This is a genomic window from Sinorhizobium chiapasense (genome assembly GCF_036488675.1).
In the GTDB taxonomy this organism is placed as follows: Bacteria; Pseudomonadota; Alphaproteobacteria; order Rhizobiales; family Rhizobiaceae; genus Sinorhizobium; species Sinorhizobium chiapasense.
Genome location: NZ_CP133148.1, coordinates 541,302 through 566,173 on the forward strand (window position 1 = coordinate 541,302; position 24,872 = coordinate 566,173).

General features: G+C 61.9%; 23 protein-coding genes. 11 read left to right on the forward strand and 12 right to left on the reverse strand.

Annotated elements, in window-relative coordinates:
* Positions 1–148: 148 nt before the first annotated feature.
* A complete protein-coding gene (locus RB548_RS02520; RefSeq protein ID WP_331373485.1) occupies positions 149–1,024 on the forward strand; it encodes a dienelactone hydrolase family protein in 876 nt (291 codons plus the stop codon).
* A 125-nt stretch (positions 1,025–1,149) separates the two neighbouring features.
* Here the strand turns inward: RB548_RS02520 and RB548_RS02525 are convergent, their stop codons facing one another.
* Complete coding sequence (locus RB548_RS02525; protein WP_180940268.1) at positions 1,150–2,100, reverse strand: LysR substrate-binding domain-containing protein; 951 nt, start codon at positions 2,098–2,100, stop codon at positions 1,150–1,152.
* 206 nt (positions 2,101–2,306) lie between these two features.
* On the opposite strand from RB548_RS02525, the gene RB548_RS02530 reads away from it, so the two are divergent.
* The gene (locus RB548_RS02530) at positions 2,307–2,603 is read left to right on the forward strand and encodes a DUF1127 domain-containing protein (RefSeq protein ID WP_331373486.1); all 297 of its coding nucleotides are present in this window, start codon (positions 2,307–2,309) and stop codon (positions 2,601–2,603) included.
* 303 nt (positions 2,604–2,906) lie between these two features.
* On the opposite strand, the gene RB548_RS02535 is transcribed toward RB548_RS02530, so the two are convergent.
* From RB548_RS02535 to RB548_RS02560, 6 genes are all read right to left on the reverse strand, one after another.
* Positions 2,907–3,725 (reverse strand): DUF937 domain-containing protein, encoded by an 819-nt coding sequence (locus tag RB548_RS02535; protein ID WP_331373487.1) that lies wholly within the window; start codon positions 3,723–3,725, stop codon positions 2,907–2,909.
* 116 nt (positions 3,726–3,841) lie between these two features.
* Positions 3,842–5,215: a glutamate--cysteine ligase gene (locus RB548_RS02540; RefSeq protein WP_331373488.1), complete on the reverse strand. Its 1,374-nt coding sequence runs from the start codon at positions 5,213–5,215 to the stop codon at positions 3,842–3,844.
* A 250-nt stretch (positions 5,216–5,465) separates the two neighbouring features.
* Positions 5,466–6,203 carry a 16S rRNA (uracil(1498)-N(3))-methyltransferase gene (locus tag RB548_RS02545; protein WP_331373489.1) on the reverse strand — a complete coding sequence of 246 codons (738 nt, stop codon included), beginning with the start codon at positions 6,201–6,203 and terminating at the stop codon, positions 5,466–5,468.
* Between the two features lie 11 nt (positions 6,204–6,214).
* Positions 6,215–7,711 (reverse strand): inorganic phosphate transporter, encoded by a 1,497-nt coding sequence (locus RB548_RS02550; RefSeq protein WP_331373490.1) that lies wholly within the window; start codon positions 7,709–7,711, stop codon positions 6,215–6,217.
* A gap of 136 nt (positions 7,712–7,847) precedes the next feature.
* Positions 7,848–8,354 (reverse strand): NUDIX hydrolase, encoded by a 507-nt coding sequence (locus RB548_RS02555; protein ID WP_331373491.1) that lies wholly within the window; start codon positions 8,352–8,354, stop codon positions 7,848–7,850.
* Between the two features lie 218 nt (positions 8,355–8,572).
* A complete protein-coding gene (locus RB548_RS02560) occupies positions 8,573–9,364 on the reverse strand; it encodes a FadR/GntR family transcriptional regulator (RefSeq protein WP_331373492.1) in 792 nt (263 codons plus the stop codon).
* Between the two features lie 210 nt (positions 9,365–9,574).
* Between RB548_RS02560 and RB548_RS02565 the strand changes: the two genes are divergently transcribed.
* Positions 9,575–10,849: a DUF3422 family protein gene (locus RB548_RS02565; protein ID WP_331373493.1), complete on the forward strand. Its 1,275-nt coding sequence runs from the start codon at positions 9,575–9,577 to the stop codon at positions 10,847–10,849.
* Positions 10,850–10,868: 19 nt separating this feature from the next.
* On the opposite strand, the gene RB548_RS02570 is transcribed toward RB548_RS02565, so the two are convergent.
* Positions 10,869–11,765: a LysR family transcriptional regulator gene (locus RB548_RS02570; protein ID WP_331373494.1), complete on the reverse strand. Its 897-nt coding sequence runs from the start codon at positions 11,763–11,765 to the stop codon at positions 10,869–10,871.
* Between the two features lie 203 nt (positions 11,766–11,968).
* Between RB548_RS02570 and RB548_RS02575 the strand changes: the two genes are divergently transcribed.
* The 4 genes from RB548_RS02575 (at position 11,969) to glcF (ending at position 16,596) form a co-directional block, all read left to right on the forward strand.
* Positions 11,969–13,408 carry an FAD-linked oxidase C-terminal domain-containing protein gene (locus RB548_RS02575; protein ID WP_331373495.1) on the forward strand — a complete coding sequence of 480 codons (1,440 nt, stop codon included), beginning with the start codon at positions 11,969–11,971 and terminating at the stop codon, positions 13,406–13,408.
* A complete protein-coding gene (gene glcE, locus RB548_RS02580) occupies positions 13,405–14,616 on the forward strand; it encodes a glycolate oxidase subunit GlcE (protein ID WP_331373496.1) in 1,212 nt (403 codons plus the stop codon). The genes RB548_RS02575 and glcE overlap by 4 nt, the downstream gene beginning before the upstream one ends.
* Positions 14,617–14,657: 41 nt before the next feature.
* Entirely contained in the window at positions 14,658–15,038 is a 381-nt protein-coding gene (locus RB548_RS02585) for a DUF4870 family protein (protein WP_331373497.1), read from the forward strand.
* Between the two features lie 253 nt (positions 15,039–15,291).
* Positions 15,292–16,596, forward strand: a complete 1,305-nt coding sequence (gene glcF / locus RB548_RS02590) for a glycolate oxidase subunit GlcF (RefSeq protein ID WP_331373498.1) — start codon at positions 15,292–15,294, stop codon at positions 16,594–16,596.
* Between the two features lie 62 nt (positions 16,597–16,658).
* Here glcF and RB548_RS02595 read toward each other — a convergent pair whose 3' ends face one another.
* A complete protein-coding gene (locus RB548_RS02595) occupies positions 16,659–17,354 on the reverse strand; it encodes a L,D-transpeptidase (RefSeq protein WP_331373499.1) in 696 nt (231 codons plus the stop codon).
* Positions 17,355–17,545: 191 nt separating this feature from the next.
* Positions 17,546–18,310, reverse strand: a complete 765-nt coding sequence (locus RB548_RS02600) for a L,D-transpeptidase (protein ID WP_331373500.1) — start codon at positions 18,308–18,310, stop codon at positions 17,546–17,548.
* 348 nt (positions 18,311–18,658) lie between these two features.
* Between RB548_RS02600 and RB548_RS02605 the strand changes: the two genes are divergently transcribed.
* Positions 18,659–19,303: a DNA-3-methyladenine glycosylase I gene (locus RB548_RS02605; RefSeq protein WP_331373501.1), complete on the forward strand. Its 645-nt coding sequence runs from the start codon at positions 18,659–18,661 to the stop codon at positions 19,301–19,303.
* A gap of 190 nt (positions 19,304–19,493) precedes the next feature.
* Here the strand turns inward: RB548_RS02605 and copM are convergent, their stop codons facing one another.
* Together copM and RB548_RS02615 are read right to left on the reverse strand one after the other, a co-directional pair.
* Entirely contained in the window at positions 19,494–19,871 is a 378-nt protein-coding gene (gene copM / locus RB548_RS02610) for a CopM family metallochaperone (protein ID WP_331373502.1), read from the reverse strand.
* Between the two features lie 681 nt (positions 19,872–20,552).
* Positions 20,553–20,981 (reverse strand): hypothetical protein, encoded by a 429-nt coding sequence (locus tag RB548_RS02615; protein WP_331373503.1) that lies wholly within the window; start codon positions 20,979–20,981, stop codon positions 20,553–20,555.
* 471 nt (positions 20,982–21,452) lie between these two features.
* Between RB548_RS02615 and hisS the strand changes: the two genes are divergently transcribed.
* The 3 genes from hisS to hisG are packed head-to-tail and all read left to right on the forward strand — an operon-like array spanning position 21,453 to position 24,804.
* Complete coding sequence (hisS, locus tag RB548_RS02620) at positions 21,453–22,967, forward strand: histidine--tRNA ligase (protein ID WP_331373504.1); 1,515 nt, start codon at positions 21,453–21,455, stop codon at positions 22,965–22,967.
* 5 nt (positions 22,968–22,972) lie between these two features.
* Positions 22,973–24,112 carry an ATP phosphoribosyltransferase regulatory subunit gene (locus RB548_RS02625; protein WP_331373505.1) on the forward strand — a complete coding sequence of 380 codons (1,140 nt, stop codon included), beginning with the start codon at positions 22,973–22,975 and terminating at the stop codon, positions 24,110–24,112.
* Positions 24,109–24,804 (forward strand): ATP phosphoribosyltransferase, encoded by a 696-nt coding sequence (gene hisG, locus RB548_RS02630; protein WP_331373506.1) that lies wholly within the window; start codon positions 24,109–24,111, stop codon positions 24,802–24,804. The genes RB548_RS02625 and hisG overlap by 4 nt, the downstream gene beginning before the upstream one ends.
* The last annotated feature ends 68 nt before the right edge of the window (positions 24,805–24,872 follow it).

Genomic DNA, 24,872 nt, shown 5'->3' on the forward strand with positions numbered 1-24,872 from the left:
GACGGGGCGTTTCTTCGCCCCGTCGCCTGATCCAGTGCCGTCGGTAACGCAGTTTTGTACGTCATGCGCGCGCCGGTTGACCTATCTTGTCGGCGGGCGGCTTTCCTTCCGGTACCGCCTGCGGAGAGGATAGCCGAAGGAGGGCGCTATGAACGAACCCGTCATCACCCAAGCGATGATCGATGCCTACGACGAATATACGCATCTGACACTGGACCGCCGCCGTTTCATGGAGACGCTGACGGCACTGGCCGGTTCTGCCGCGGCCGCTGCGGCGATTGCGCCGATGCTGGCCGCAAACAGCGCCAAGGCGGAGATGATTGCCGACACCGATGGGCGCATCAAGGGCGAGGACATTACCTATCCGGGCGCCGACGGCGAAATGAAGGGGTACCTCGTCAGGCCTGCCGACGCCTCCGGCAAGCTGCCTACAGTGATTGTCATCCATGAAAACCGCGGCCTCAATCCGCATATTCGCGACGTCGCCCGCCGCATGGCACTGGAGGGCTTTGTCGCCCTTGCGCCCGATTTCCTTTCTCCCGACGGCGGAACGCCGAGCGACGAGGACAAGGCCCGCGAGATGATCGGTGCGCTTGATGCTGGCGCAACCAGCGAGAATGCAGTTGCAACCGTAACCTTCCTGAAGGGCCATGAAGGAAGCACCGGTAACGTCGGCGCCATCGGATTTTGCTGGGGTGGCGGCCTCGTCAACCGCCTCGCCGTAAACGCACCCGACCTCAAGGCAGGGGTCGCCTACTACGGTGCTCAACCGAAGGCCGAGGATGTTCCGAAGATCAAGGCAGCAATGCTGCTGCACTATGCCGGGCTCGACGAGCGCATCAATGCCGGCATCGAAGACTATCGCAAGGCGCTGGCGGCGAACGGCAAGGACGCCACGATCTACGTCTACGACGGCGTCAATCATGCCTTCAACAACGACACGTCGGCCGCCCGCTACGACAAGGCCGCGGCCGATCTTGCCTGGGGCCGGACGGTCGAGTTCCTGAAGGCAAAGCTCGCCTGATAAACGACATGCCGACAGGCTGAAGCGGTTTCCTGATTCCGGCCGGTCCGGGCAACGATCCATCGATAAAGGAAAGCCACGCCCCGGAGGCGTGGCTTTTTGTTCGAGGATCTGGAGTGTGCCGCTTACCAGCCGGGCAGCATGTGGCTCTGCCTGAGGCGCGGATAGCGCGGATAGCCCTTTAGATCGCCGTCGAGATCGTCGTTGACCGTGATCGGCGTGATGTTGTCGAGGCAGGCCGTGATGTGGTTGGTGATCGCGTTCGAGAGCGATGGCGAAAGGCCGGGGCGCTTCATGATGCCGATCTGCACCGGTGCCAGGGCCGGGAAGCCATCGGCCAGCGTCAGCACCTTCATGCCGGGTCTCAACGCCGATTCCGGCAGCACCGAAACCGCCATGCCGGCGAGCACGGCGGCGGCGACGACGGTCGACGACCAACTCGTGAACAGGATCTGATATTCCTTGCCCGTCGCGTCGAGTGCCGCGCAGGCGGCCTGCCGCCACTGACAGTCACGCCGGCCGACCGCGAGCGGAATCGGCGCGTTTTCCGGCAGCGGATGGTTGATCGAGCTCACCCAGCAAAGCGGTTCCGTCCGCACTACGTCAGAGGCTCGCGCCCTTGGATTGTGGGTGACGAGCGCGATGTCGAGATCGCCCTTTGCCATCTTCTCGGCGAGGTCGACCGAGGGCTCACAGACGATGTAGAGCTCGACGTTCGGGTGGGTCTTGGCGAAACGGACGATGATCTCCGGCATGTAGCGATCGGCGTAATCGTCCGGTGTGCCGATCCTCAGCGTGCCCTCGAGGCGGTTGTCGTCGAAGGAAGCAATCGCCTCGTTGTTGAGGCGGATCATCCGGCGAGCGAAATTCAGGAGCCGGTCGCCTTCGACGGTCAGCCGGTTGCCGCGTCCGTCCTTCATGAAAAGCGCCTTGCCGATGCGCTCTTCCAGACGCCGCATCTGCATCGAGACAGCCGACTGGGTCTTGAACACGCGGTCGGCAGCCTTGGTGAAGCTGCCCGTGTCTGCGATGGCAACAAAAGTTTGCAACTGGTCAATATCGAGCGGTGCTGACATGGCCGTAGTACCCATAAGATTGTTTGATGAATATCATTAAAAACATTCGTTGGACTGATCAATAAGCATTTGCGACTAATAGCGTGCAAATCACATCAAGTCCTGTCCGCGAAATCCCTCGCTGACCTTAAAAATTGCCGCCTGCCCCTGCGTATGACCTCCCCGCAGGGAGTGGGCTTCTTCGTGCCTGAAGAAGGAGTACCGCCATGCGCACGACCCAACACGCCTTCGATCTCGACCTCGTTGCAGGAAAGCAGTCGCTTGCATCCCGTACCGCAGGCGTGACCGGCGTGCTGACGGCTGTCTGGCGCCTGTTCCGTAACCGCTGCCAGATCGCACGCCTGCAAGACCTTGATGACCGGCAGTTGCTCGACATGGGATTGAAACGCGAAGACTTGCACGAGGCTTTGACCTCCTCGTTCTTCGACAATCCGGGGAGCTACCTGACCCGCGCGTCCCGTAACCGGGCGAACCTCTTTTACCGAGGGGTACGCCACGATTGATCCTTTGGCGCATCCCGCCGCCTTGGATGCGCCGATACGGCATGATCCGCGACCGGTTGCCGCCTTCGCGGATCATGCCGTCAAAATCCGCTTCACGGTGCGCCCACCCGCACCGAAACGTTCCCCGCAGGGTATGAGCCAATAGACCCTGCCGCTTGCCCGGTGCGTGACCAAGACATGCGCCGGGCTTTTTTGCGCGGTTCTACAAGGATGCTGTCGAAGCCGTCGAACGACGTTTGAAAACGACGCGTTTCATAGCAATTCCAGGAAAAGTGTAATGGTTTTCCGTTCGGAATTGCGTATCTACGCCTTGTTGCCTGAACTTTTCTTGTAGCTCTCGAACAGAGCGTCGATGTTCTTCTGGTATTCCTTCTGCATTTCGAGCCCGCTGTCGAACATCGTGTTCATCATTTCAGAAAACTGCCTGAAGGCCGGGTTTTCCACGGGTGCTTTTTCGGGTGCGCTCGCACCTCGTTGCATCATGTCCTGAAACGCCTTGAAGAAGGGGTTATCGGCGAAGATATCCGGCGTCTTCGGCTTCTCTTCCGTCTTTGCCATGCCGAAGAACCCCTGCATTGCCTGAACGAAGGGATTGTCGAAGGCGGTTGGGGCCGGGTCGGGCTTCCTGGCCAGCCCTGTCGCCTCCATCCATTGCTGCATCATCGCCATCATGGGATTGTTGGCAAAGGCATCGCCGGCCGCGCCCGTCGTTTGCTTGAACAGGCCGCCCATCAGCGTGCTCGCCATCACCGGCAGCATCTGCTTGTAGATCTCCTGGCCAATGCCCGTCATTTGCGCGGCTTGCGCGGCGATCGCGCGCGACATCTCCTTCGAGCCAAACAGCTGGCCGAGTATGCCGTTGCCATCGGCCATTCCCTGCGGCGTGAAGGCCTGGCTCATGTCCTCGAAATATTTCGCGTAGTTGCCGGTCGAAAGCGCGCCCATCAGCGCACCGAAATCATAGGGATTGGTGGTGTTGCGCTTGAAGGCTGTGGAGAAGGCGGGCAGAAGCGCCGCCGTCGCCTTCGTCATCTGTTCCTGGGCAAGGCCGAATTGCTTGGCCATCAACTCGATGGCCTTGCCGTTCTGCGCCTGGGCGAACATGTCAAAAAGCGGTGCCATCCCATTTCCTTCCCGGACGAACGACGCATCTCGCTGCACTATAACGGGAATTGGGGGACTGCAAACCGCCTTTTTAAGCGAGCGAATATCTCCGCGCGCTCATTCCTGGAATTGCTCTAGTACTGATATTCGGCGAAGACTGGCTCGACAGAACCGTTCCAGCGGCCGTTGTAAAGTGCCAGCAGGTCCTCGGCGAGCGTCGCCTTCTTCGCCAGCACTTCATCGAGAGGCGCCAGGAACTGGCTTTCGTCTATTCCATCGCCGTTCAGTCGATTGCGCCGCTGCAGGCCAGCGCGTGAAATCGTCAGAACTTCACGCGCGATGTCGAAGAGGGACGTGGCGCCGAGCTTCGCCGAGAGCGCCTGGGCGGGCACGGCATCGCGCAGCACCTGCACGTCCTCGTAGCTCCAGCCGCGGGTCAGCGCCTCGGCTGCCGCGAGCGCCTCGTCATCGTAGAGCAGGCCGACCCAGAAGGCCGGCAGCGCGCAGATCCGACGCCAGGGGCCGCCATCGGCGCCGCGCATCTCGAGGAAGCGCTTCAGCCGGACATCGGGGAAAAGCGTCGACAGGTGATTGGTCCAGTCGCCCATATTGGGCTGCCATTCGGCGATCTCGCCCTTGAGCGCGCCCGCCATGAATTGCCGGAACGTCACATGGGTACAGTCATGGTAGTGCCCGTCGCGTACGACGAAATACATCGGTACGTCGAGCGCCCATTCGACATAATCGGCAAAGCCGAAATTCGGCTTGAAGGCAGCGGTCAGCTGGCCGGCGCGCTGATTATCCGTGTCGCGCCAGATGTCGCCCCGCCACGAAAGAAGGCCGTTCGGCTTGCCGTCGGTAAAGGGAGAGCTTGCGAAAAGGGCGGTCGCGAGCGGCTGCAGTTTCATCGACACCTGCATCTTGCGCCGCATGTCCTCCTCGGAGGAGAAGTCGAGATTCACCTGGATGGTACAGGTGCGATACATCATGTCGAGGCCCTTGGTGCCGACCTTCGGCATGTAACGCGTCATGATGCCGTATCGCGATTTCGGCATGCGCGGCGTCTCGGCAAATGTCCATTTCGGACTGCCGCCGATGCCAAGGAAGCGAATGCCGAGCGGTTCGGCAATTTCCCGAAGGACGGCCAGGTGCTGGTTGGATTCCTTGCAGGTCTGATGCAGGTTTTCAAGCGGTGCGCCGGAGAGCTCGAACTGCCCGCCCGGCTCCAGCGAAATCGCGCCATTGCCGGAATGCTCGGCGAGCCCGATGATGTTTCCCTCGTCGAGGATCGCTTCCCAGCCGCTTTTCTCGGCCATCCCGTGCAGAAGCGCCTGAATGCTGGCTTCGCCGAAATAGGGCACGGGGCTGTTGTCCGCCTTGAAGAAGGCGAATTTCTCATGCTCCGTCCCGATCCGAAACTTCTCCTTCGGCTTCGATCCGGACTCCAGGTAGGCGGTCAGGTCAGCGACAGAGGTAACCGGCGTCTGGTCGGTGGTATCTCGGGCCATATGCGTCTTCTTTGTTTGAGCGGCCCCCGCCGGGCAGCAGGAGCGATGGTGGGTGCTTGAACCGTAATTACGTGCGGCGCAAGTGAATTTCTTTCAAGATCTCCTCAAAAAAACTCCGTGCTGCACGATTCCTTAAACGGGAGCCGGCTCAAGGGCAAATCATGCAGCAATTCAAAGTGCTACAGCGTCCTTTGCGCGTCTGATTTGACGCGCAAAGGACGCTGTAGAGGGCGCGTGAAAGGGCGACGGATCATCGCCAGTCGCCGACTGCCGCCTGGATAACCGCCATCGCGGCGACCGCCGCCGTATCCGCGCGCAGGATCCGGGGTCCGAGCGGGACCGCAGTCACAAAGTCGAGGCCGCGCAGCAGCGTCCGCTCGGCTTCGGAAAAGCCGCCTTCGGGGCCGATCAGCAACGCGAGCTTACGCTCGGTAATTGCTTGCAGGATCGGCAGCGGATTCTGGCTCTCGTTGCCCTCGTCGCAGAAGATGATACGGCGATCCCGCGGCCAGGCCTGAAGAAGATCTTCGAGCCTTTTCGGGGTATCGACAGGCGGAATGCCAAGCACGCCGCATTGTTCGGCCGCTTCGATCACATTCGCGCGCACCCGGTCGAGGCTGCCGATCTTGCCCTGAACATGCTGCGTCATCACCGGCTGCAGTCGGCCGGCCCCCATTTCGACGGCCTTCTGGACGAGGTAATCGAGGCGGCCGACCTTGAGCGGTGCGAAGAGATAGACGAGGTCGCAAGGAACTGGCTGCGGACGCGTCTGTTCGATCGCGGTAAGGAGGAGGCGCTTTCTGGACGGCAGCGAGAGTTCGGCCCGCCACTCGCCGTCGCGGCCGTTGAAGACAAGCAGCGACGCGCCCTCGTCGAAGCGCAGCACGTTGACGAGGTAGTTGTATTGTTCCTTGCTGGCCTCGTGTATCGAACCGGCATGAAGCGGGCTTTCAATGAACAGGCGTTGCATACGGAAGTCGGCACGCACTTCGGTCACCTTCAGAGGAAAAGGCCGGACAGGACGAGATAGACGAATGCGGAGAGCAAGGCGGACGCCGGCACGGTGATGACCCAGGCCGCAACAATCGTCAGGAAATGGGAGCGGCGCACCAGCCGGCGGCGACGCACCTCGGCGAAATTGGTTTCCGCCGACCTCATGAAATCCTCGTGCCCGGTCTTTTTCCGGACAAATTCCAGTCGGCGTCTGGAGCGGCGCGTGTACCATTCGCGGAAGAAGCCGACGCCAAAGACCGCGCCGACCGCCGTGTGCGTGGAGCTGATCGGCAGGCCAAGGGCGGAAGCGAGCAGCACGGTGACCGCAGTGGCAAGCGCGACGCAGAAGGCGCGCATGGGATTGAGGCGCGTGATCTCTTCGCCGACGACCCGGATCAGAAGCGGCCCGTAGAGCAAGAGGCCGAGCGAGATGCCGAGCGCGCCGATAAGCAGGACCCAAAAGGGTGCTCTCGAACTCTCTGTCGATACGGCGCCATTGACGGCGGAAACGATCGCCGAAAGCGGACCAATCGCATTGGAAACGTCGTTTGCGCCGTGTGCAAAGGAAAGCAGTGCCGCGGAGAATATCAGCGGCATCCGGAACAGCTTGCGCAGCGACTGGTTGCGGTTGTCGAGCCCTTCCGACTGGCGGTGGATCCACGGCTTGCTCGACGCGTAACAGACGATCCCCGCGAACAGTCCGATCAGAAGGCCGGTCAAAAGCGAAATGGCGGCCACGTGAACGAGCGCGAAAACCGCCACATATGCTGTGAAGGCGCCCGCCGTCACACCCAGGATGATCGGCATCCAGCGCCGTGCGGCCTCGATCTTGTCCTCGCGATAGATGATGAGTTCCTTGAGGAAGGCCAGGAAAATCGCTGCGATCGCGCCGCCAAGCAACGGTGATATCGACCAGCTTACCGTAATGCCGGCGAGCGCCCACCATTTGACACTGGAAAGGCCGGCGGCAGTCATGCCGGCACCGACGATGCCACCGATGATCGAGTGGGTGGTCGAGACCGGCGCACGCGAATAGGTGGCGATGTTGATCCAGGCTGCTGACGAGATCAGCGCGGCCATCATCACCCAGGCGAGCGCCTCAGGATCGACGAGCCCGCCTTCGACGATGCCGGCCTCGATCGTAAGCGTGACCTTTCGGCCAGCGATCAAGGCGCCGGCGATTTCGAAGATGGCAGCGATCGCCAAGGCCGTCGCCATCGTCATCGCCTTCGCGCCGACGGCAGCGCCGACGTTGTTCGTCACGTCGTTGGCGCCGATGTTCATCGCCATGTAGCCGGCAATCGCCGCCGCTGCGACGACAATAGCGGCACCCGATGAGCCGATCACATAGGTTGCCGCGAACGCCATGCTGAGAAGGAGAAAGAGCAGGGCCAGGCCAGGCGCAGCCAACCGGCGCATCACATGATGCGAGGCTTCCTCGGCAAGGCTGAGCTTGTCGAGGTCCTTGTCCAGGGTCAGCTTTTCCAGGCGCGGACGCGGCACAGGTCGATCTCCATTGTCATAATCGCCAGTAGCGGTACGGGCGAGCGCGTTCAAGCGGAATTGAGGGGAGAACGGCCGCAATGGCCGATGGACGACTTGTCAAGTATGGGCTGATGCCGTCCGCCGACGTTCCGCGTCAGCCGTTTGCGCTCTTGGGAACGGATGCGGGCGCCGCCGCCATCCGTTCGCCGAATGCCAGGATAAGGCTTTTCAGCGAGGGTTCGGCAACACGGCTTGCCGCCTCCTTGTAGTCGACCCATTCAAGGCGCCGCGTGCCCTTTTCAGGGAAGTTCTTGCAGAAGTCATCGACCTCGAGCGCATGCACCTGGACCTTGCAGGAGATCTTCAGGCCGTGGTTCATGCGCTTCTGGTAGACATAGGCGCCGATTGCGGTCTTCTGCGCCTTGCCTTTCACCCCGGCCTCTTCATAGGCCTCGCGTTCCGCGACCTCATGGGCCCGCTTGCCTTGCATCGGCCAGCCTTTGGGAATGACCCAGCGGCCGGTATCGCGGCTGGTGATCAGGAGGATATCGAGCGCACCCGTCTTCTTGCGGATCCGGTAACACAGCGCGGCATATTGCATGCGCGCGGGGCGACGCAGCATCAGATGCACATCAGCGGCTAACCGGTTCAAGAAGTTCAAGGGGTTCAATACTCCTTACGCGAATCAAAAGGCATTAGCAGTTCTGCAAGTATGACTCGCTCAGCTTGCCTGTAAATGACGTTGTACAGCCCATAAACGGCGAGATGACGGTGAGGTTCCGACAGGGTCATCGCTCGTTGCGACTATACATAACGCAGGGGACCCGATCCCGTTCCCACCCGGTTAAAGCGTTTCGATGAAATTGTGATGACGGGCCTTCAAGATCCGGCACGGTCCCGCTGCTGAAGCCGCAGCCGCGCGATGCGCGCCCATTCGCCCGTGCGTTCCGCTTCGTATGCCGCGGCGGCGACGAAGTCGATATGGCTTTGCGCTGCGGCCTTGGCGGCCTCCGGGTCGCGGGCCATGATGGCGGCGTAGATGGCCTCATGTTGCGCGAGCAGCCGATCGCGCGCGCCCGGAGCGCCGAACACCGATGTGCGGTGAAAGAATATCCCCTGGGTCAGAAGCCGATAGCAGGCGCGCAGCGTATGCAGCAGGATAATGTTGTGCGCACTCTCGCCGATCGCGTTGTGCAGCTCAACGTCGGCCGTGAGCTCCTCGTCGAAGTCGCCGTTGCGGTGGGCGGCCCGCATCCGCTCGATGACGCGTGTGAGGATGTCGCGGTCGAAGTCGGTGGCGCGGCTTGCCGCCAGCTCCGCCGTCAGGCCCTCGAGCTCCCGCCTGTACTCCAGGTAGTCCTGCGTCGCCTTGTGGTGGCGTCCGATGAGCTCGATCAGCGGTTTCGAGAAGATCTGGCCAACCACATCTGCAACGAATGTGCCGCCGCCATGGCGGCTTTCCAAAAGTCCGCGTGTCTCCAGCTCCTTGAGGGCCTCGCGCAGGATCGGTCTCGACACGTCGAAACGCTTCGATAGTTCCCGCTCGCCCGGCAACCGGTCGCCGTCGCGCAACACGCCTTCGAGGATCAAGAGTTCGATCTGCTGCACGACCTCGTCCGCCGTCCGGCTGTGGCTGATGCGTGCATAGAGGTCGAGCTGGTCTTCGGTCACAGCAATGTCTCCCGATGGAGGACGACCCTTCACGCCTTCTCCTCCATGCCGGCTGCAATCTAGCAGGCTCGGAAAAGTGGTCAAATTGATTGTCCACTTCGTGATCATCGCGACTGACAAAAGTCAAACTGCGTCAATGCGTCCTGTTCATTTTGCTCGACCGGTTGATAAGAAAGTGGTGATGAACGCGTGAGGGGGATGAAGCGCTTCATGGCAAAGGGCAGTTTCGCATTTCCGTCCGCGCCGCTGCGTGCGCAGGTTCTCGGTGAGGTTCACTCACGGCCCTATGCACTGGTGACGACGCCTCGCGTCATTTTTCAGCTTGCCTTCATGACCGAAGGGGGCTCGATCGTCGACCATGCCGTATTGTCCGAGCTGTCGCGCTCGCGCGGCATCGCGCCGCCCGGCGGTGACGCCAACCACCATGCAATGGCTTGGGGACAGGGCACGCTGCGCTGGGAGCGGCATACGGAGTTCTCCACCTATTTCTGGGATGCCCCGGCGCCAGACCATTTCGGCGGCGAGGTGCCGATCCACCCTTTCGGCGACGGGTTTTCGCCGCCGGGAACGCTGATTTCCGGCATTCGCCTCGAAATCCGGCCGGATACGCCGGAAACGCGTGAGGCGATCAAGGCCTTCGACCCGACCAGCCTCTGTTACAGCGAAACCAAGAACGGCCAGGCCGTACTCGTCACGGATTTTCGCCAGAACGGCGACGGGCTGACCCAGATTCTCGTGATCGACCGCGGCCTGACGGAAGCGGGCACGGGTGCGCTGGTGCAGCGCCTGCTCGATATCGAGACCTATCGCACGCTCGCCATGTTCGGCTTGCCGCTTGCGCAATCGCTGTCGCCGGAAATCCGCCGGACGGAAGACGGCCTGACCGGAATAACGCAGCGGATGAAGGAGAACGTCCGCGAAGAGGCCGATGAGATGCTCTCCGAAATCACCCGACTTGCCGCCGACGTCGAGGCCGGTGCCGCCCTCAGCCTCTATCGCTTCGGTGCCAGCCGCGCCTATTACGGTATCGTGCAGGAGCGCATTCGCACGCTGTCCGAGACGCCCGTGCCCGGCTACGAGACGATCGGTACGTTTCTCGAACGCCGGCTCGCGCCGGCGATGCGAACCTGTCAGTCGGTCGAGGAGCGTCAGGCGAATCTGTCGCGCAAGCTCGCGCGCGCCACGGCGCTCCTCAGAAGCTGGATCGATGTCGAACTCGAAAAGCAGAACAGCGCTCTGCTGAATTCGATGGATCGTCGGGCCAAGCTGCAGTTGCGCCTTCAACAGACGGTCGAGGGCCTGTCGGTTGCCGCCATTTCCTATTATGTCGTCGGGCTATTCGGCTATCTCGCCAAGGCCGTGAGCCACGAACTGCCGGTCGATCCCAACCTTCTGACCGGCCTTGCGGTCCCTTTTGCCGTCATAGGCGTCTGGTTCGTTGTCCGGCGCATCCGTCGCCATCACGAGGAAAGCGCACAGAAATAGCCTTCGGGTCGTCGAGCGGTTATTGCTCCCAGTAGGGCACTGGTCCGTACAGCGCGGCCAGGTAATCGATAAAAAGACGGACCTTGGCGGGCAGGAATTGACGGCTTGGATAGACGGCCGAGAGCGTCAGGTTGCGGGAGCCTTCCCACTGCGGCAGCACCTGAACCAGCTGTCCGGCGCGCAATTCCTTACCGATGTCCCAAGTGGAGCGCAGCGCGATGCCGGCGCCGGCGATCACCGCCTCGCGGATGATCTCCGACGAATTGGTGACGAGCGGTCCCTCCGGGCGATAGGTCAGACTGCCGCCGGGACCCCCCAGCTTCCAGTTGTCGTTGTTGTGGGCCGGCAGGCAGACATGGTTCGCCAGATCGCCGATTTCGCGCGGAAGGCCGTGCCGCGCGACATAGCTCGGTGCGGCGCACAAGAGGCGGCGGACGGGCGCAAGTTTGCGGGCGACGAGGCTTGAATCGGTAAGTTCGCCGATCCGCACAGCGAGATCGAAGCCATCCGCGACGATATCGGCGAAATCGTCGCTGAGAACGATGTGGAGTTTAAGGTCCGGATGATCCTTCATGAAGCCGGTCAGATGCGGTGCGATGTGCATGCGTCCGAAGGACGTCGGAGCGCTGATCCGGAGCGTGCCCTGGGCCTGCGACGAGCGGCCGGAGGCGTAGGCCTCGGCATCCTCGATACCGGCGAGGATGCCGAGGACGCGGTCGTAAAACCCCTGTCCCGCCTCCGTCAGCGAAATTTGTCGTGTGGTGCGCTGGAGAAGCCGCGTGCCGAGCCTGTCCTCCAGTCGCTTGACGCGCTTGGAGATCACCGCCGGGGACAGGCTCAGCAGGCGTCCGGCGGCTGACATGCTGCCGGACGAGACGACGCGCGCAAAGATCTCGAGATCGCCGAGATTTGTCATCAATCTTGACCATTATTGCCAAAAACGAAAAGCTCATTAGCATTTGCGGGGTGTCAATCCTAGAGCATCCCGCCTTCAGAACGCGGGCAAGATGCTCTAGATCCAAAGTTCTAGAGCGTCCTTTACGCGTTCATTTGAACGCGTGGCGCTCTAGTGGTAAACAAAAAATACCACTCTGTGGCCGTATTGCTTGGGAGGATCCTATGCCGGAGATGATCGGGTTTCTGAAACCGAAACAAGCCGTGCTGGATCGCCGGCAGGAGATTGTCGCCGATCTCAAGGATCTCCTGCCCAAGGGCTGCCTGATCAGCGAGGAGCGCGAGCTGAAACCCTTCGAGACCGATGCATTCCTCGCCTACCGGCGGGTGCCGCTTGCCGTCGCTCTGCCGGAAACGACGGAACAGGTGGCTGCCGTACTCAAATATTGCAGCCACTATAGCGTTCCGGTCGTGCCGCGCGGTGCCGGCACGTCGCTCTCGGGCGGCGCCATCCCGCAGGAGGACGCCGTCGTCATTGGTCTTTCGAAAATGTCGCGCATTCTCGACATCGACCTCTTTAACAGGACGGCCACGGTTCAGGCGGGCGTCACCAACCTCAACATCTCCGAGGCGGTCTCCGCCGATGGCTTCTTCTACGCGCCCGACCCGAGTTCGCAGCTCGCCTGCACCATCGGCGGCAATATCGGCATGAACTCCGGCGGCGCCCATTGCCTGAAATACGGAGTCACCACCAACAACCTGCTCGGCGTGAAGATGGTGCTTTTCGACGGCACCGTGATCGAACTCGGCGGCAAGGCGCTGGATGCGGCCGGATACGACCTGCTGGGGCTCGTCTGCGGTTCAGAAGGCCAGCTCGGCATCGTCACGGAAGCAACGGTGCGCTTGATCGCCAAGCCGGAAGGTGCGCGGCCGGTGCTCTTCGGCTTCGCCTCGTCCGAGGCGGCCGGTGCCTGCGTTGCCGATGTCATCGGAGCGGGCATCATTCCTGTTGCCATGGAATTCATGGACAAGCCGGCGATCGAGATCTGCGAAGCCTTTGCGCATGCCGGTTATCCGCTCGACGTCGAGGCTCTGCTGATTGTCGAGGTCGAGGGATCCGAGGCGGAGATGGACGCGATGCTTCAACGCATCATCGAGGTCGCCCGCCGTCACGGCGTCACCACGATCCGGGAGTGCCAGTCCGCATTGGAGGCGGCGCTGATCTGGAAGGGCCGAAAGTCGGCTTTCGGCGCGACGGGCCGCATTGCGGACTATATCTGCATGGACGGTACCGTGCCGCTCAGCCAGCTTTCGCATGTGCTGCGCAAGACCGGCGAGATCGTCGCTGGCTACGGCCTGCGCGTGGCGAATGTCTTCCATGCCGGCGACGGCAACATGCATCCGCTGATCCTCTACAACATAAACGATCCGGAGGATGCGGCGCGAGCCGAAGCGGCCGGCAACGACATCCTCAAGCTCTGCGTCGATGCCGGCGGCTGCCTGACGGGCGAACATGGCGTTGGCATAGAGAAGCGCGATCTGATGCTGCACCAGTACAGCCGGGCCGATCTCGACCAGCAGATGGCCGCGCGCGCGGCCTTCGATCCCGAGTGGATTCTCAATCCATCGAAGGTCTTTCCGCTCGAAGGGCGGCCGGCAGCATGATCGTCCACTTCGAACCGGCCAGTGAGGAGGGGATCGCCTCTGTCGTGCGCTCTGCAGCAGCAGAGCGCGTCACTCTGGCAATCGTCGGCGGCGGCACACGCGCGGGACTCGGCAATCCAGTGCGGACCGATCGGACGCTCTCGACGCGCCGCCTCTCCGGCATCGTCAGCTACAATCCGGCGGAAATGACCATGAGCACGCTCGCCGGAACGCCGCTTGCCGAGGTCGAAGCCGCGCTCCGCGCCAAAGGCCAGATGCTTTCCTTCGAACCGATGGATCATCGACCGATCTTTGCCACGTCGGGCGAACCGACGATTGGCGGTGTATTCGCAGCGAATGTTTCCGGCCCGCGTCGCTACGTCGCCGGCGCCGCGCGCGACAGCCTGCTCGGCGTGCGCTTCGTCAATGGCGCCGGCGAGCTGATCAAGGCCGGTGGCCGGGTGATGAAGAACGTCACCGGGCTCGACCTTGTCAAGCTCATGGCGGGCTCCTACGGCACGCTCGGGATCCTGACGGAAGTCACCTTCAAGGTGCTGCCCATTCCGCCGGCGGCAGCGACGGTGGTCGTTTCGGGGCTCAACGACGCCGAAGCTGCCGCGGCCATGGCCGAGACGATGGCGCAGCCGGTAGAGGCTTCCGGCGCGGCGCACCTGCCCGAGAGCGTGCGCGGGCGCTTCCTGGATGGCGCACTTCCCGACGGCGCCGCAACCGTGCTGAGGCTGGAGGGCTTGGCAGATTCCGTCGACCTGCGTGCCGAGAAACTCACCGCGGCTCTTTCCCGCTTCGGGCCGGCCTCACGCCTCGACGCCGAAGCAACGCGTCTGCTGTGGGGAGAAATTCGCGACGTGAAACCCTACGCCGACGGCACGAGGCGGCCGCTGTGGCGGGTTTCGCTAGCGCCGTCCGCCGGGCACCAGCTCGTCGCTGCGCTGCGTCTTCAAACCGGCGTTGATGCCTTTTACGATTGGCAGGGCGGGCTCGTCTGGCTGCGGATGGAGGCGGATGCAGAGGCGGAACTCGTGCGCCGCTATGTCGGTGCGCTCGGCGGCGGCCACGCAAGCCTCGTGAGGGCTGGCGACGACGTACGGGCCGGCGTTCCGGCCTTCGAGCCGCAGGCACCGGCCGTCGCTCAGCTGACGGAGCGCATCCGCGCTCGATTTGATCCGGCGCGGATTTTCAATCCGGGGCGGATGGCGGCAAACGCGTAGCCACGATCGCGATCCGTTCGAACGTGCCAAGGGGGAATTCGATGAGCGATACCGGTCCACGGACACCACTTTCCCGCCAGACCGATCACTGGCTGGAACCGGGCAAGGTCAATATTCAGATCATCTACGTGCTCTACTTGCTCGCATTTGTCATCGGCATCACCGCGCTCATCGGGATCGTGCTGGCCTATCTCAACCGCGATAAGGCGGAGCCATGGGCGAGAACCCATTATATCTGGGCGATCCGTACCTTCTGGATCGCCTTGCTTTTCTCTATCGTTTCGGCCCTGCTGACCGTTATGGTCATTGGCGTTCTAGGCTTTGTCGCCACGGCGGTGTGGATCGTCGTCAGATGTGTGATCGGCCTGCAGAGGGCGGCCCGGGAGGAGCCTATCACCGATCCCGAGAGCTGGATGGTCTAGCTTGGGACCTCGGGGCGAAATGCGGCAGGCGCTGGAGGTCTTCGCCCGCATTCCGCCCTAAGTTACAGGAATGGTTCGACGGTTCCAGATCAGCCCGATCCGAAATCGTTGCGGGCTACAGCGCCGCGCGTTTTATCAGACACGCAAAGGAGGCTGTAGCACTTTGAATTGCTGTATGTTTTGTCCTTAAATCGGCTACGATTTAAGGAAACATGCAGTAGGCGCCGCAAGGCCTGCCAAATGGAGTACTCGGTTGCAGACGAATTTCTCACCCGCGCAGCTCGCCGATCCGCATGTCGCCGAATCTGAAAAGATCCTGCGCAAATGTGTCCACTGCGGTTTCTGCACTGCCACCTGTCCGACCTACGTCGTCCTCGGCGACGAACTCGACAGTCCCCGCGGGCGGATCTACCTGATCAAGGACATGCTGGAAAACGGGCGGGCGGCGGATCGGGAGACCGTTACCCACATCGACCGCTGCCTTTCCTGCCTTTCCTGTCTCACCACCTGTCCGTCGGGCGTCGACTACATGCATTTGGTCGACCATGCCCGCATCCACATCGAGAAGACCTACAAAAGGCCGTTCAAGGATCGTTTCGCGCGTGCCGTTCTCGCCGGGGTGCTACCCTATCCCAAGCGGTTTCGTCTTGCGCTACGCGCGGCTCGCATTTCCCGCCCCTTGGCGGGGTTGGTGAAGCGGACCCCATGGCTGAAGACCTTTGGCGTCATGCTCGACCTTGCGCCGCATGCGGTTCCCCCGGCGTCCGCAGGGACAAGACCCGCGACTTACGCGACGAAGGGCGAGCGTCGTGGCCGGGTCGCGATGCTGACCGGCTGTGCGCAGCCGGTCTTGAAGCCAGAGATCAACGAAGCGGCAATCAGGCTTCTCACCGGGCAGGGGATCGAGGTTGTCGTCGCGGCCGGCGAGGGCTGCTGTGGCGCGCTGGTTCATCACATGGGGCGCGAGGAACAGGCGCTCGAGGCTGCGCGCCGCAACGTCGATATCTGGCTAAAGGCAGCCGAAGAAGACGGTCTCGACGCGATCGTCGTGACCGCCTCGGGCTGCGGCACCACGATCAAGGATTATGGCCATATGTTGCGGCTGGATCCGGGATATGCGGAAAAGGCCGCGAAAGTGTCCGCATTGGCAAAGGACATCACCGAATACCTGGCTGGGCTCGAACTCCCGCAACGGGAGGCGCGGGGGATGACCGTTGCCTATCATTCCGCCTGCTCGATGCAGCACGGCCAGAAGATTACGACGGTGCCCAAGGAGCTCTTGAAGCGAGCGGGTTTCACTGTTCGCGAGCCGGCGGAGGGCCACCTCTGCTGCGGATCGGCGGGCACTTACAACATCCTGCAGTCGGAGATATCGGAGAAACTCAAGGCGCGTAAAGTCCGGAACATCGAGGCGACCAAGCCGGACGTGATTGCGAGCGGCAACATCGGTTGCATCACCCAGATCGCGACCGGGACGGCGCTTCCGATCGTGCATACCGTCGAACTGCTGGACTGGGCCTATGGTGGCCCCAAGCCCGCAGGTCTCTCAGGTCTCTGAAGTCGAAACACAAATGCCGGCACCGATCGGTGCCGGCATTTGTCAGTTGCTGCCTTGATAACTCAGCCGCCGAAGATCTGGCGGAAAATGTCCACGCCGCGGTCGTCGTAGTTGACATCGCCGTGCTTGTTGCCCGGACCGATGACGATCACCTTCGTGCCGATGACGGCACGATCGTAAAGGTGCTCGACATCCTCGTTCATCAACCGGATGCATCCCGACGACATGTTCTGGCCGATCGTCCAGGGCTGGTTCGTTCCGTGGATACGGAAGATGGTGTCGCGGCCGCCCTGGTAGAGATAGAGCGCGCGGGCACCGAGCGGATTGTCGATACCGCCATCCTGGGTGATCGGCAGGATGCGGCCTTTCGCCCGTTCACGCACGCGCATCTCCGCCGGCGGAGTCCAGGTTGGCCACTCGGCTTTGCGGCCGACCTTGACGACACCGGACCAGCCAAAGCCTTCGCGGCCGACGCCGATGCCGTAGCGTGTCGCGCGGTTCGGGCCGTCGATGTAGTAGAGATACTTGTTGTTCGTATCGACGATAATGGTGCCGGGAGCCTCATTCGTCCGGAAACGGACCTTGGTGCGCCAATATTTTTGCGGCGGCCTCTTCTGGTGGGCGACCAACAGAACGTCGGAACGCTTGGCGGCGGCCTCCGGTGTGTTCGCCGGCGTGAACGCCGATGCATCTGTCACGGCAAACAGCGCCGTCGCCGCGGCAGCGAACGCCACCACTTTCTTGGCATGAAATTTCATTAACGATTCCCTCTCAACCCTTGATCGCGTGCAGGTTCGGTAAATTACCTGCAAGCAAAAGCCTGCGCCATATCTGATAGAGCACAGCCGCCGGGTTAACTTGTATCAATCGGAACAGCTGTTGCGTTTGCACCACTGTTCCCCCAGTGCAAACGCAACTTGTGCGCGGGTTATTCAGATAATATGCGCCTTTATATCACGATAACCTTGGCGCCGACATTCACCCGCTCATAGAGATCGACGACATCCTCGTTGCGCATGCGGATGCAGCCAGACGAAACGCCATAGCCGATCGTCCAGGGCGCGTTGGTGCCGTGGATGCGGTAGAGCGTCGAGCCGAGATACATGGCCCGGGCGCCGAGCGGGTTTGCGGGGCCTCCCTCCATGCGCGCCGGCAGATAATGTCCCTTCGCGGCTTCTCGCGCGACCATTTCCTGTGGCGGTGTCCAGCTCGGCCACTCTGCCTTCCGCGTAATCCGGTGCGCGCCGGCCCATTCGAAACCCGGCTTGCCGACACCGACGCCATAGCGACGGGCTTCACCCTTGCCGGTGACGAGATAGAGAAAGCGGTTGTTGGTGTCGATCACGATCGTGCCGGGTTTCTCCGGACCGCCATAGGCCACGATTTGCGGCAGGAACTGCGGATCGAACTTCGTCTTTACCGGCTTTTGCGCGCGCGCTGCCGCAACCGGGTGCACCAATGCCGGCCCGGACCTGCGGCTCACCTGACGTCGGTCGAACTGTTTTCGGGTGGCCGCCGGCACTTGCGGACGGTAAGCGACCGGACGCGCCTGTTGGCCGCCAAGCTGCATCACCCCAAGCTGCATCACCCAAGGGGCCGTCAGGTCCGGGCTGACGATGACCGGCGGCCGATTGTGATACCGGTCGCGGGCGCCGGCCTCGCCGGCAACGACACACAGGAGGGATAGGGCAATAAAAAGGGATTTCTTCATCATCGGGCAGACTCGCTACATTGCGCCAAAAATCTTCAAGGAATGGCTTCGCGGCCGGGAAAGCGACGTTTCACCGGCCTGGCGTGCCTGCTGCATGATCCTTAAATCGGAGCCGATTTGCGGACAAAAGCATGCAGCAATTCAAAGTGCTACAGCGTCCTTAGCGCGTCTGACGCGTGGCGCTGTAGTAATGGCCTGATCGTGGCACCGCGTTGCCACCGAAAGGTAAACGGCCATTCATTAAAATGCCGGCGCGTGGATAAAGCTCTGGGTAGGGTTATCGGCCACTTTATGAAAGTGGTTTCAGAGTGGTAAATGGAACAAAAGAGCAACTGAAGAGAGAAAGAAACAATGGCGGCGAAAGGCTTGATTACCGGAGATGATGGACTTGATCGTTGCGCCTGGCACGGCAATCTCGAAGACTACCGGCGGTATCATGACGAGGAGTGGGGCCGCCCGGTGACGGACGATCACCGACTGTTCGAGAAGATCTGCCTGGAAGGCTTTCAGTCGGGCCTGTCGTGGTTGACGATTCTGCGGAAGCGCGAAGCATTTCGCGCGGCATTCGCCCGTTTCGATTTCGACCGGGTTGCCGAATTCGGCGAGGCCGATATCGAGCGTTGCCTTGCCGACACCGGTATTGTGCGCCATCGCGGCAAGATCGTCTCGACCATCAACAACGCGCGGCGCGCCAAGGAACTGCGCGCGGAGTTCGGCTCGCTTGCCTCCTATTTCTGGTCCCAAGAGCCGGATCGGACCGAGCGCCCGCAGGTGGTGAGCTACGAAGCCTTGATCGCCAATCCGACGACAGCGACGTCGACGCGCATTTCGAAGGACCTGAAGAAACGCGGCTGGACCTTTGTCGGACCGACGACGATCTACGCTTTCATGCAGGCCATGGGCCTCGTCAACGACCATATCGAAGGCTGTTTTTGCCGGGCGCAGGTAGAGGAGATGCGGCAACAATTCAAAAGACCGGCGCGTCGGTCCGCCTGAACCGAGACGCCGGCCGGAGATCTCCTCCGCCCGCTACTCCGCTCTTTGCTCAGGAGCGGAGTGCCCTACAGCGCCGCGCGTCTTAACAGACGCGCAAAGGAGGCTGTAGCATTTTGAATTGCTGCATTTTTTTCCTTAAGTGGGCTGGGATCTAACACAGCATGCGGTGCGGAAGAGATGGTCTGCTTCGTCACCCGCCGTTCTTGGCGAGCCATTCCTTCATCAACTTGATCTCGCCTTCCTGGGCTTTGATGATGTCCTCCGCCAGCTTGCGGATTTCTTTGTCCTTGCCGTGTTCCAGCTCGACCTTGGCCATGTCGATCGCTCCCTTGTGATGGGCGATCATGCCGCGCACGAAGTCGAGGTCGGTCTTGCCGGTGAAGACGATGTCCATGTCTTTGTGCATCTTGGCGTTTGCCACGGCGAAGGCCTTGCTGGACGGCGATGTGTCGGCCGCCGTGTTTGCTGCTTCCATTGAGCCATGCATGTGGCCGCTTTCCTGTGCGAACGACGGGGCGGCGGCAAATGCTGCCAATATCAAGGCGCCGGCGATGGTTTTCAGGGACATGATGTTTTTCCTTTCAAAATTGGTCCGGCATTCGCGGGTGTTTGTCCGCGAGATGCGGGATTGTCCGTTTTCGGGCGGAGGCGACGAAAAACGGCGAGATGTTTTCAGACGTTCGGGACGCTCCTCGCGGGTAACCGCGGCGTCCTAGAGCATCCCGCTTTCAAGTGGAATCACTGAAAGCGGATAAGATGCTCTAGAATCAAAGTGCTAGAGCGTCCTTTGTGCGCTCACTTGAACGCACGGCGCTCTAGATCGAAAGGAAGGGCTTGGGCGGCGGAACCGGTGGACTTACGTCGGCGTCGTCGGGCACTGTGTAGCGCCGCAATGCAAGGCGGGTGGACGGAGTTTCCGGCGGCATTATTTTGGACGGTGCCGGGCTGATTGCCAGGCACGCTGCGCAAAGCACGGGATGCACGGGCTTCTTTGGAAGGTCGCAGCGCTCCGTCGCCTCGCAATCCACGTCACGGCCTGAAGCGTGATGGCCCGAAGCGGGATGCTCCGCGGCAACGGCCGCCAGATGATGATACCCCATGCCCGTGGCGGCGACATCCCGAGCCTGTGTCGCAGCTGAAAGGGCGCCGACCAAAGGCGCGGATAGGAACAGCAGAACGAGGGCGAGGCGGCGCAGCATGCAACTAAGATAGGTTAAGTTACCGCGAGTGGAAGAGGTGGCGGCCGCTGTCACGTCCCCAATGGTCCCGCGTTGCGGGGAAAAGCAAATATGCCCTCCAGCGTGCCGTCTCCAACTTCACCGGCAAGCGTCGATTTTCCGACGCAGCAAAGCGGAGAGGGCTGTCCGGATCGACCACGCACGAGCGTGGCAAAGCAGAAGGAAGAGGGTGTCCCGGTCGCCTGCTCCAGAATGCTCAGAACTATCGATCTGTCGTCTCCGTCGTGGGCGCGCAACAGGTCGACGATGCCACAGGGGTTCCGCGATACGCCGAGAAGCGCGAGCGTTTGCGGCCCCAGAAGGAAGGTGCCGCTGGCAAGGTGGCAGCGCCAGGGCTCGACGAGATAATCCTCTCTCTCCAGGTCGCGTGTCCAGCCTTCATGCGCTAGCAGATGAGCGGGCTTGATGGCGCCGTCACCGGGATTCACAAATTTCAGCATGCCGCCAAAATCTCCACTGAAACCTTTGCGTCGTTCACGGGCTCTTCTTCCGCGTCGACGTCTGTTCCGGCTTCCAAGCGGAGCAATGCCCTACTGCATGTTTCCTTAAATCGCAGCCGATTTAAGGATAAGAACATGCAGCACTTCAAAGTGCTACAGCGTCCTATACGCGTCTGATAAGACGCGCGGCGCTGTAGAGGCGCTGCCGGCGGTGTGCCGGATCGCACCGGATTGCCGGACAACCCGAGCGATCAGCGCTTAACCTATAGGAGAGTATTGCTCTTAGTACAATCACGGATTTGTTATTGATGGGGGCGTGCAGTGCGACAGAGCGCCGGAGAGCGGGGCACGCATTGAGAGGATCTCCCGCTTCCGCTATGCGCGCGCCCTTTATGGCCGCTGCCCTTGCCGCCCTTGATGTGATCCGGTAGGGAATGCACCGACCGAATTTGACAGCCCGGAATACTTTCCATGAACGAAAAGCAGAAGAAACCGCTGAAGCTCAAGGCGCGCCTGCCGCGTGGCTTTGTCGATCGTTCGGCGGCCGATATCCGCGCCGTCGACGAGATGATCGCCAAGATCCAGGAGGTCTATGAGTGCTACGGATTCGATCCGGTGGAAACGCCGTTGTTCGAATATACCGACGCGCTGGGAAAGTTCCTTCCCGACAGCGATCGGCCGAACGAGGGTGTCTTCTCGCTGACGGATGACGACGACCAGTGGATGAGCCTGCGCTACGACCTGACCGCGCCGCTTGCGCGACACGTGGCGGAGAACTTCAACGAGATCCAGCTTCCCTACCGGACCTATCGGGCGGGCTACGTCTTCCGCAACGAGAAGCCGGGCCCGGGCCGCTTCCGTCAGTTCATGCAATTCGACGCCGACACCGTCGGTGCGGCGGGTGTCCAGGCGGACGCCGAGATGTGCATGATGATGGCCGATACCATGGAAGCGCTTGGTATTGCGCGTGGCGACTATGTGATCCGCGTCAACAATCGCAAGGTTCTCGACGGCGTTCTCGAGGCGATCGGCCTCGGTGGCGACGAGCATGCGAATGCGCGTCTCACGGTTTTGCGTGCAATCGACAAGCTCGACAAGTTCGGCCCGGAAGGCGTGCGACTGCTGCTGGGCGAAGGCCGCAAGGATGAAAGCGGCGACTTCACCAAGGGTGCGGGTCTGAACAACGAGCAGATCCGCAAGATCCTGTTTTTCGTCGGCATCACCGATTACGCCAAGAGCGCCGCCGAACTCGCCGAGATCGTTGCCGGAACCGCCAAGGGCGGGGAGGGCGTCGAGGAGCTCACTACGATCCGCAGCCTGGTGCTTAGCGCGGGTTATGAAGCGGACCGCATCAAGATCGACCCCTCGGTCGTGCGCGGCCTCGAATACTACACCGGCCCGGTCTTCGAGGCCGAATTGCAGTTTGCGGTGACGAACGAGAAGGGCGAGAAGGTCGTCTTCGGCTCAGTCGGCGGCGGTGGTCGTTATGATGGCCTCGTCTCGCGCTTCATGGGACAGCCGGTGCCGGCAACCGGCTTCTCGATCGGCGTGTCGCGGCTGATGACGGCGCTGAAAAACCTTGGCAAACTCGGCACCGAGGACGTGGTTGCGCCGGTGGTCGTCTGCGTCATGGACCGTGACATCGAAAGCATGGGCCGCTACCAGCGCTTCGTCCAGGAACTGCGTCACTCCGGTATCCGCGCCGAGATGTACCAGGGCAACAAGAAGAACTTCGGCGACCAGCTCAAATATGCCGACCGCCGTGGCTCCCCGCTGGCGATCATCCAGGGCGGCGATGAACGCGCTTCTGGGGTCGTGCAGGTCAAGGACCTGATCGAAGGCAAGCGTCTCTCGGGCGAAATCCAGGACAACATCACCTGGCGCGAGGCGCGCGTTGCCCAGGTTTCCGTACCGGAAAGCGATCTGGTCCAGAAGGTACGGGAGATGCTGGCGGCACAGGCCGAGGACCGAACGAAGGCGAACTGACGGCGATGCCTCTGATCAACCTGCCCGCCTTTTCTGGCGACCTGCTTGCCGACTTCGAGCGGATGGGGACGTTGCGCGTCGACACGCCGGTGATCCAGCCGGCCGAGCCCTTTCTCGACATGGCCGGCGAAGACCTGCGGCGGCGCATCTTCCTGACGCAGAGCGAGACGGGCGAGAGCCTTTGCCTTCGTCCTGAATTCACGATTCCGGTCTGCCTTCGCCATATCGAGACGGCGACCGGCACGCCGCAACGCTATGCTTACCTCGGCGAAGTGTTCCGCCAGCGGCGCGAGGGGTCGAGCGAGTTCTATCAGGCCGGCATCGAGGATCTCGGCGAGCCGGACACCGCGCAGGCGGACGCCAGAGCCGTCGGCGACGCGATGCAGGTTCTTGCGAACAGATTGCCGGGACGGCGGCTCAAGGTGACGCTGGGCGACCAATCGGTGTTCGAAGCGGTGATTGCCGCCTGCGGGCTGCCCGCCGGCTGGCAGAAGCGGCTGATTCATGCTTTCGGCGAGCCGAAGCAGTTGCAGAAACTTCTGGCGGAACTCGCCGATCCGAAATCCGCGGGCGTCTTCGGCCATGAGGTCGAGCGGCTTGCCATCATGGGCATGCTGGAGGACGAGAGTCGGTTCGTCGCCCACATCGGCCAGACGATGGAGGCAACCGGCTATTCCACCAATGCCAGCCGGTCGCCCCGCGACATCGCTCGCCGTCTCAAGGAAAAAATGGAACTGGCGAACACGCGGCTGGACAAGGCCACGCTCGCCGTCATGCGCGAATTCCTGACGCTGGACCTGTCGCTTGCCGACGCACCGGCGGCGCTCTTCCGCTTCGCCGCGAAGTCCGGGTTGAAAATCGAAGCCGCATTGTCGCTTTTCGACGCGCGCGTCGCGGCTCTTTCTCGGGCGGGCGCTGACATCGATCTCATCCGCTATCGCGCGGCCTTCGGCCGTCCACTCGACTATTATACCGGCCTGGTCTTCGAGATAGAGGTCGAAGGGACGGCCGCTGTTCTCGCCGGTGGTGGACGCTTCGACCGCCTGCTGACGCTTCTCGGCGCCCGCGAACATATTCCGGCGGTCGGCTTCTCCCTCTGGCTTGACCGGATCGAGCAGGCGGTTGCCGCAGGGGGCGCGAAATGACGGTTACGATTGCACTGCCTTCGAAGGGGCGGATGAAGGACGACGCTTCGGCGATCTTCGAACGCGCCGGAATGAAGATCGTCGCCGTCGGCAACGACCGCTCCTATCGCGGCCGTGTCGAGGGTTGGGACGACGTTGAGATCGCCTTTCTCTCGGCCTCGGAAATCTCCCGCGAGATCGGCAGCGGCGCTGTTGATTTCGGCGTCACCGGCGAAGACCTCGTTCGCGAGGGCCTCGCCGATGCCGATGCGCGCGTGGAGTTCTGCGCGCGGCTCGGCTTCGGGCATGCCGACGTCGTCGTGGCCGTGCCGGAAGTCTGGTATGACGTCGACACCATGGCGGACCTTGGTGATGTCGCTGCCGATTTCCGTGCCCGTCATGGGCGCAGGCTGGCGATCGCCACAAAATACTGGCGCTTGACCCAGCAGTTTTTCTCCGGAAGTCACGGCATCCAGCTCTACCGCATTGTCGAAAGCCTGGGCGCGACCGAAGGCGCGCCGGCTTCCGGTTCCGCCGACATCATCGTCGACATCACCTCGACCGGCTCGACGCTGAAGGCGAACCATCTCAAGATCCTCTCGGACGGTGTGATCCTGCGGTCGGAAGCCTGCCTCGTCAGGGCGCGGAAGGCTGTCCATCAGGGCAATCCTGTCGTCGACCGGATCATGGCAGCCGTCCGCGCGACGCTCTGACACGCACTTCCGGGAGAAACGACGGTTCGACGCGATCGCTCGCGGAAATTTTGCCTCGGGTGCTGACA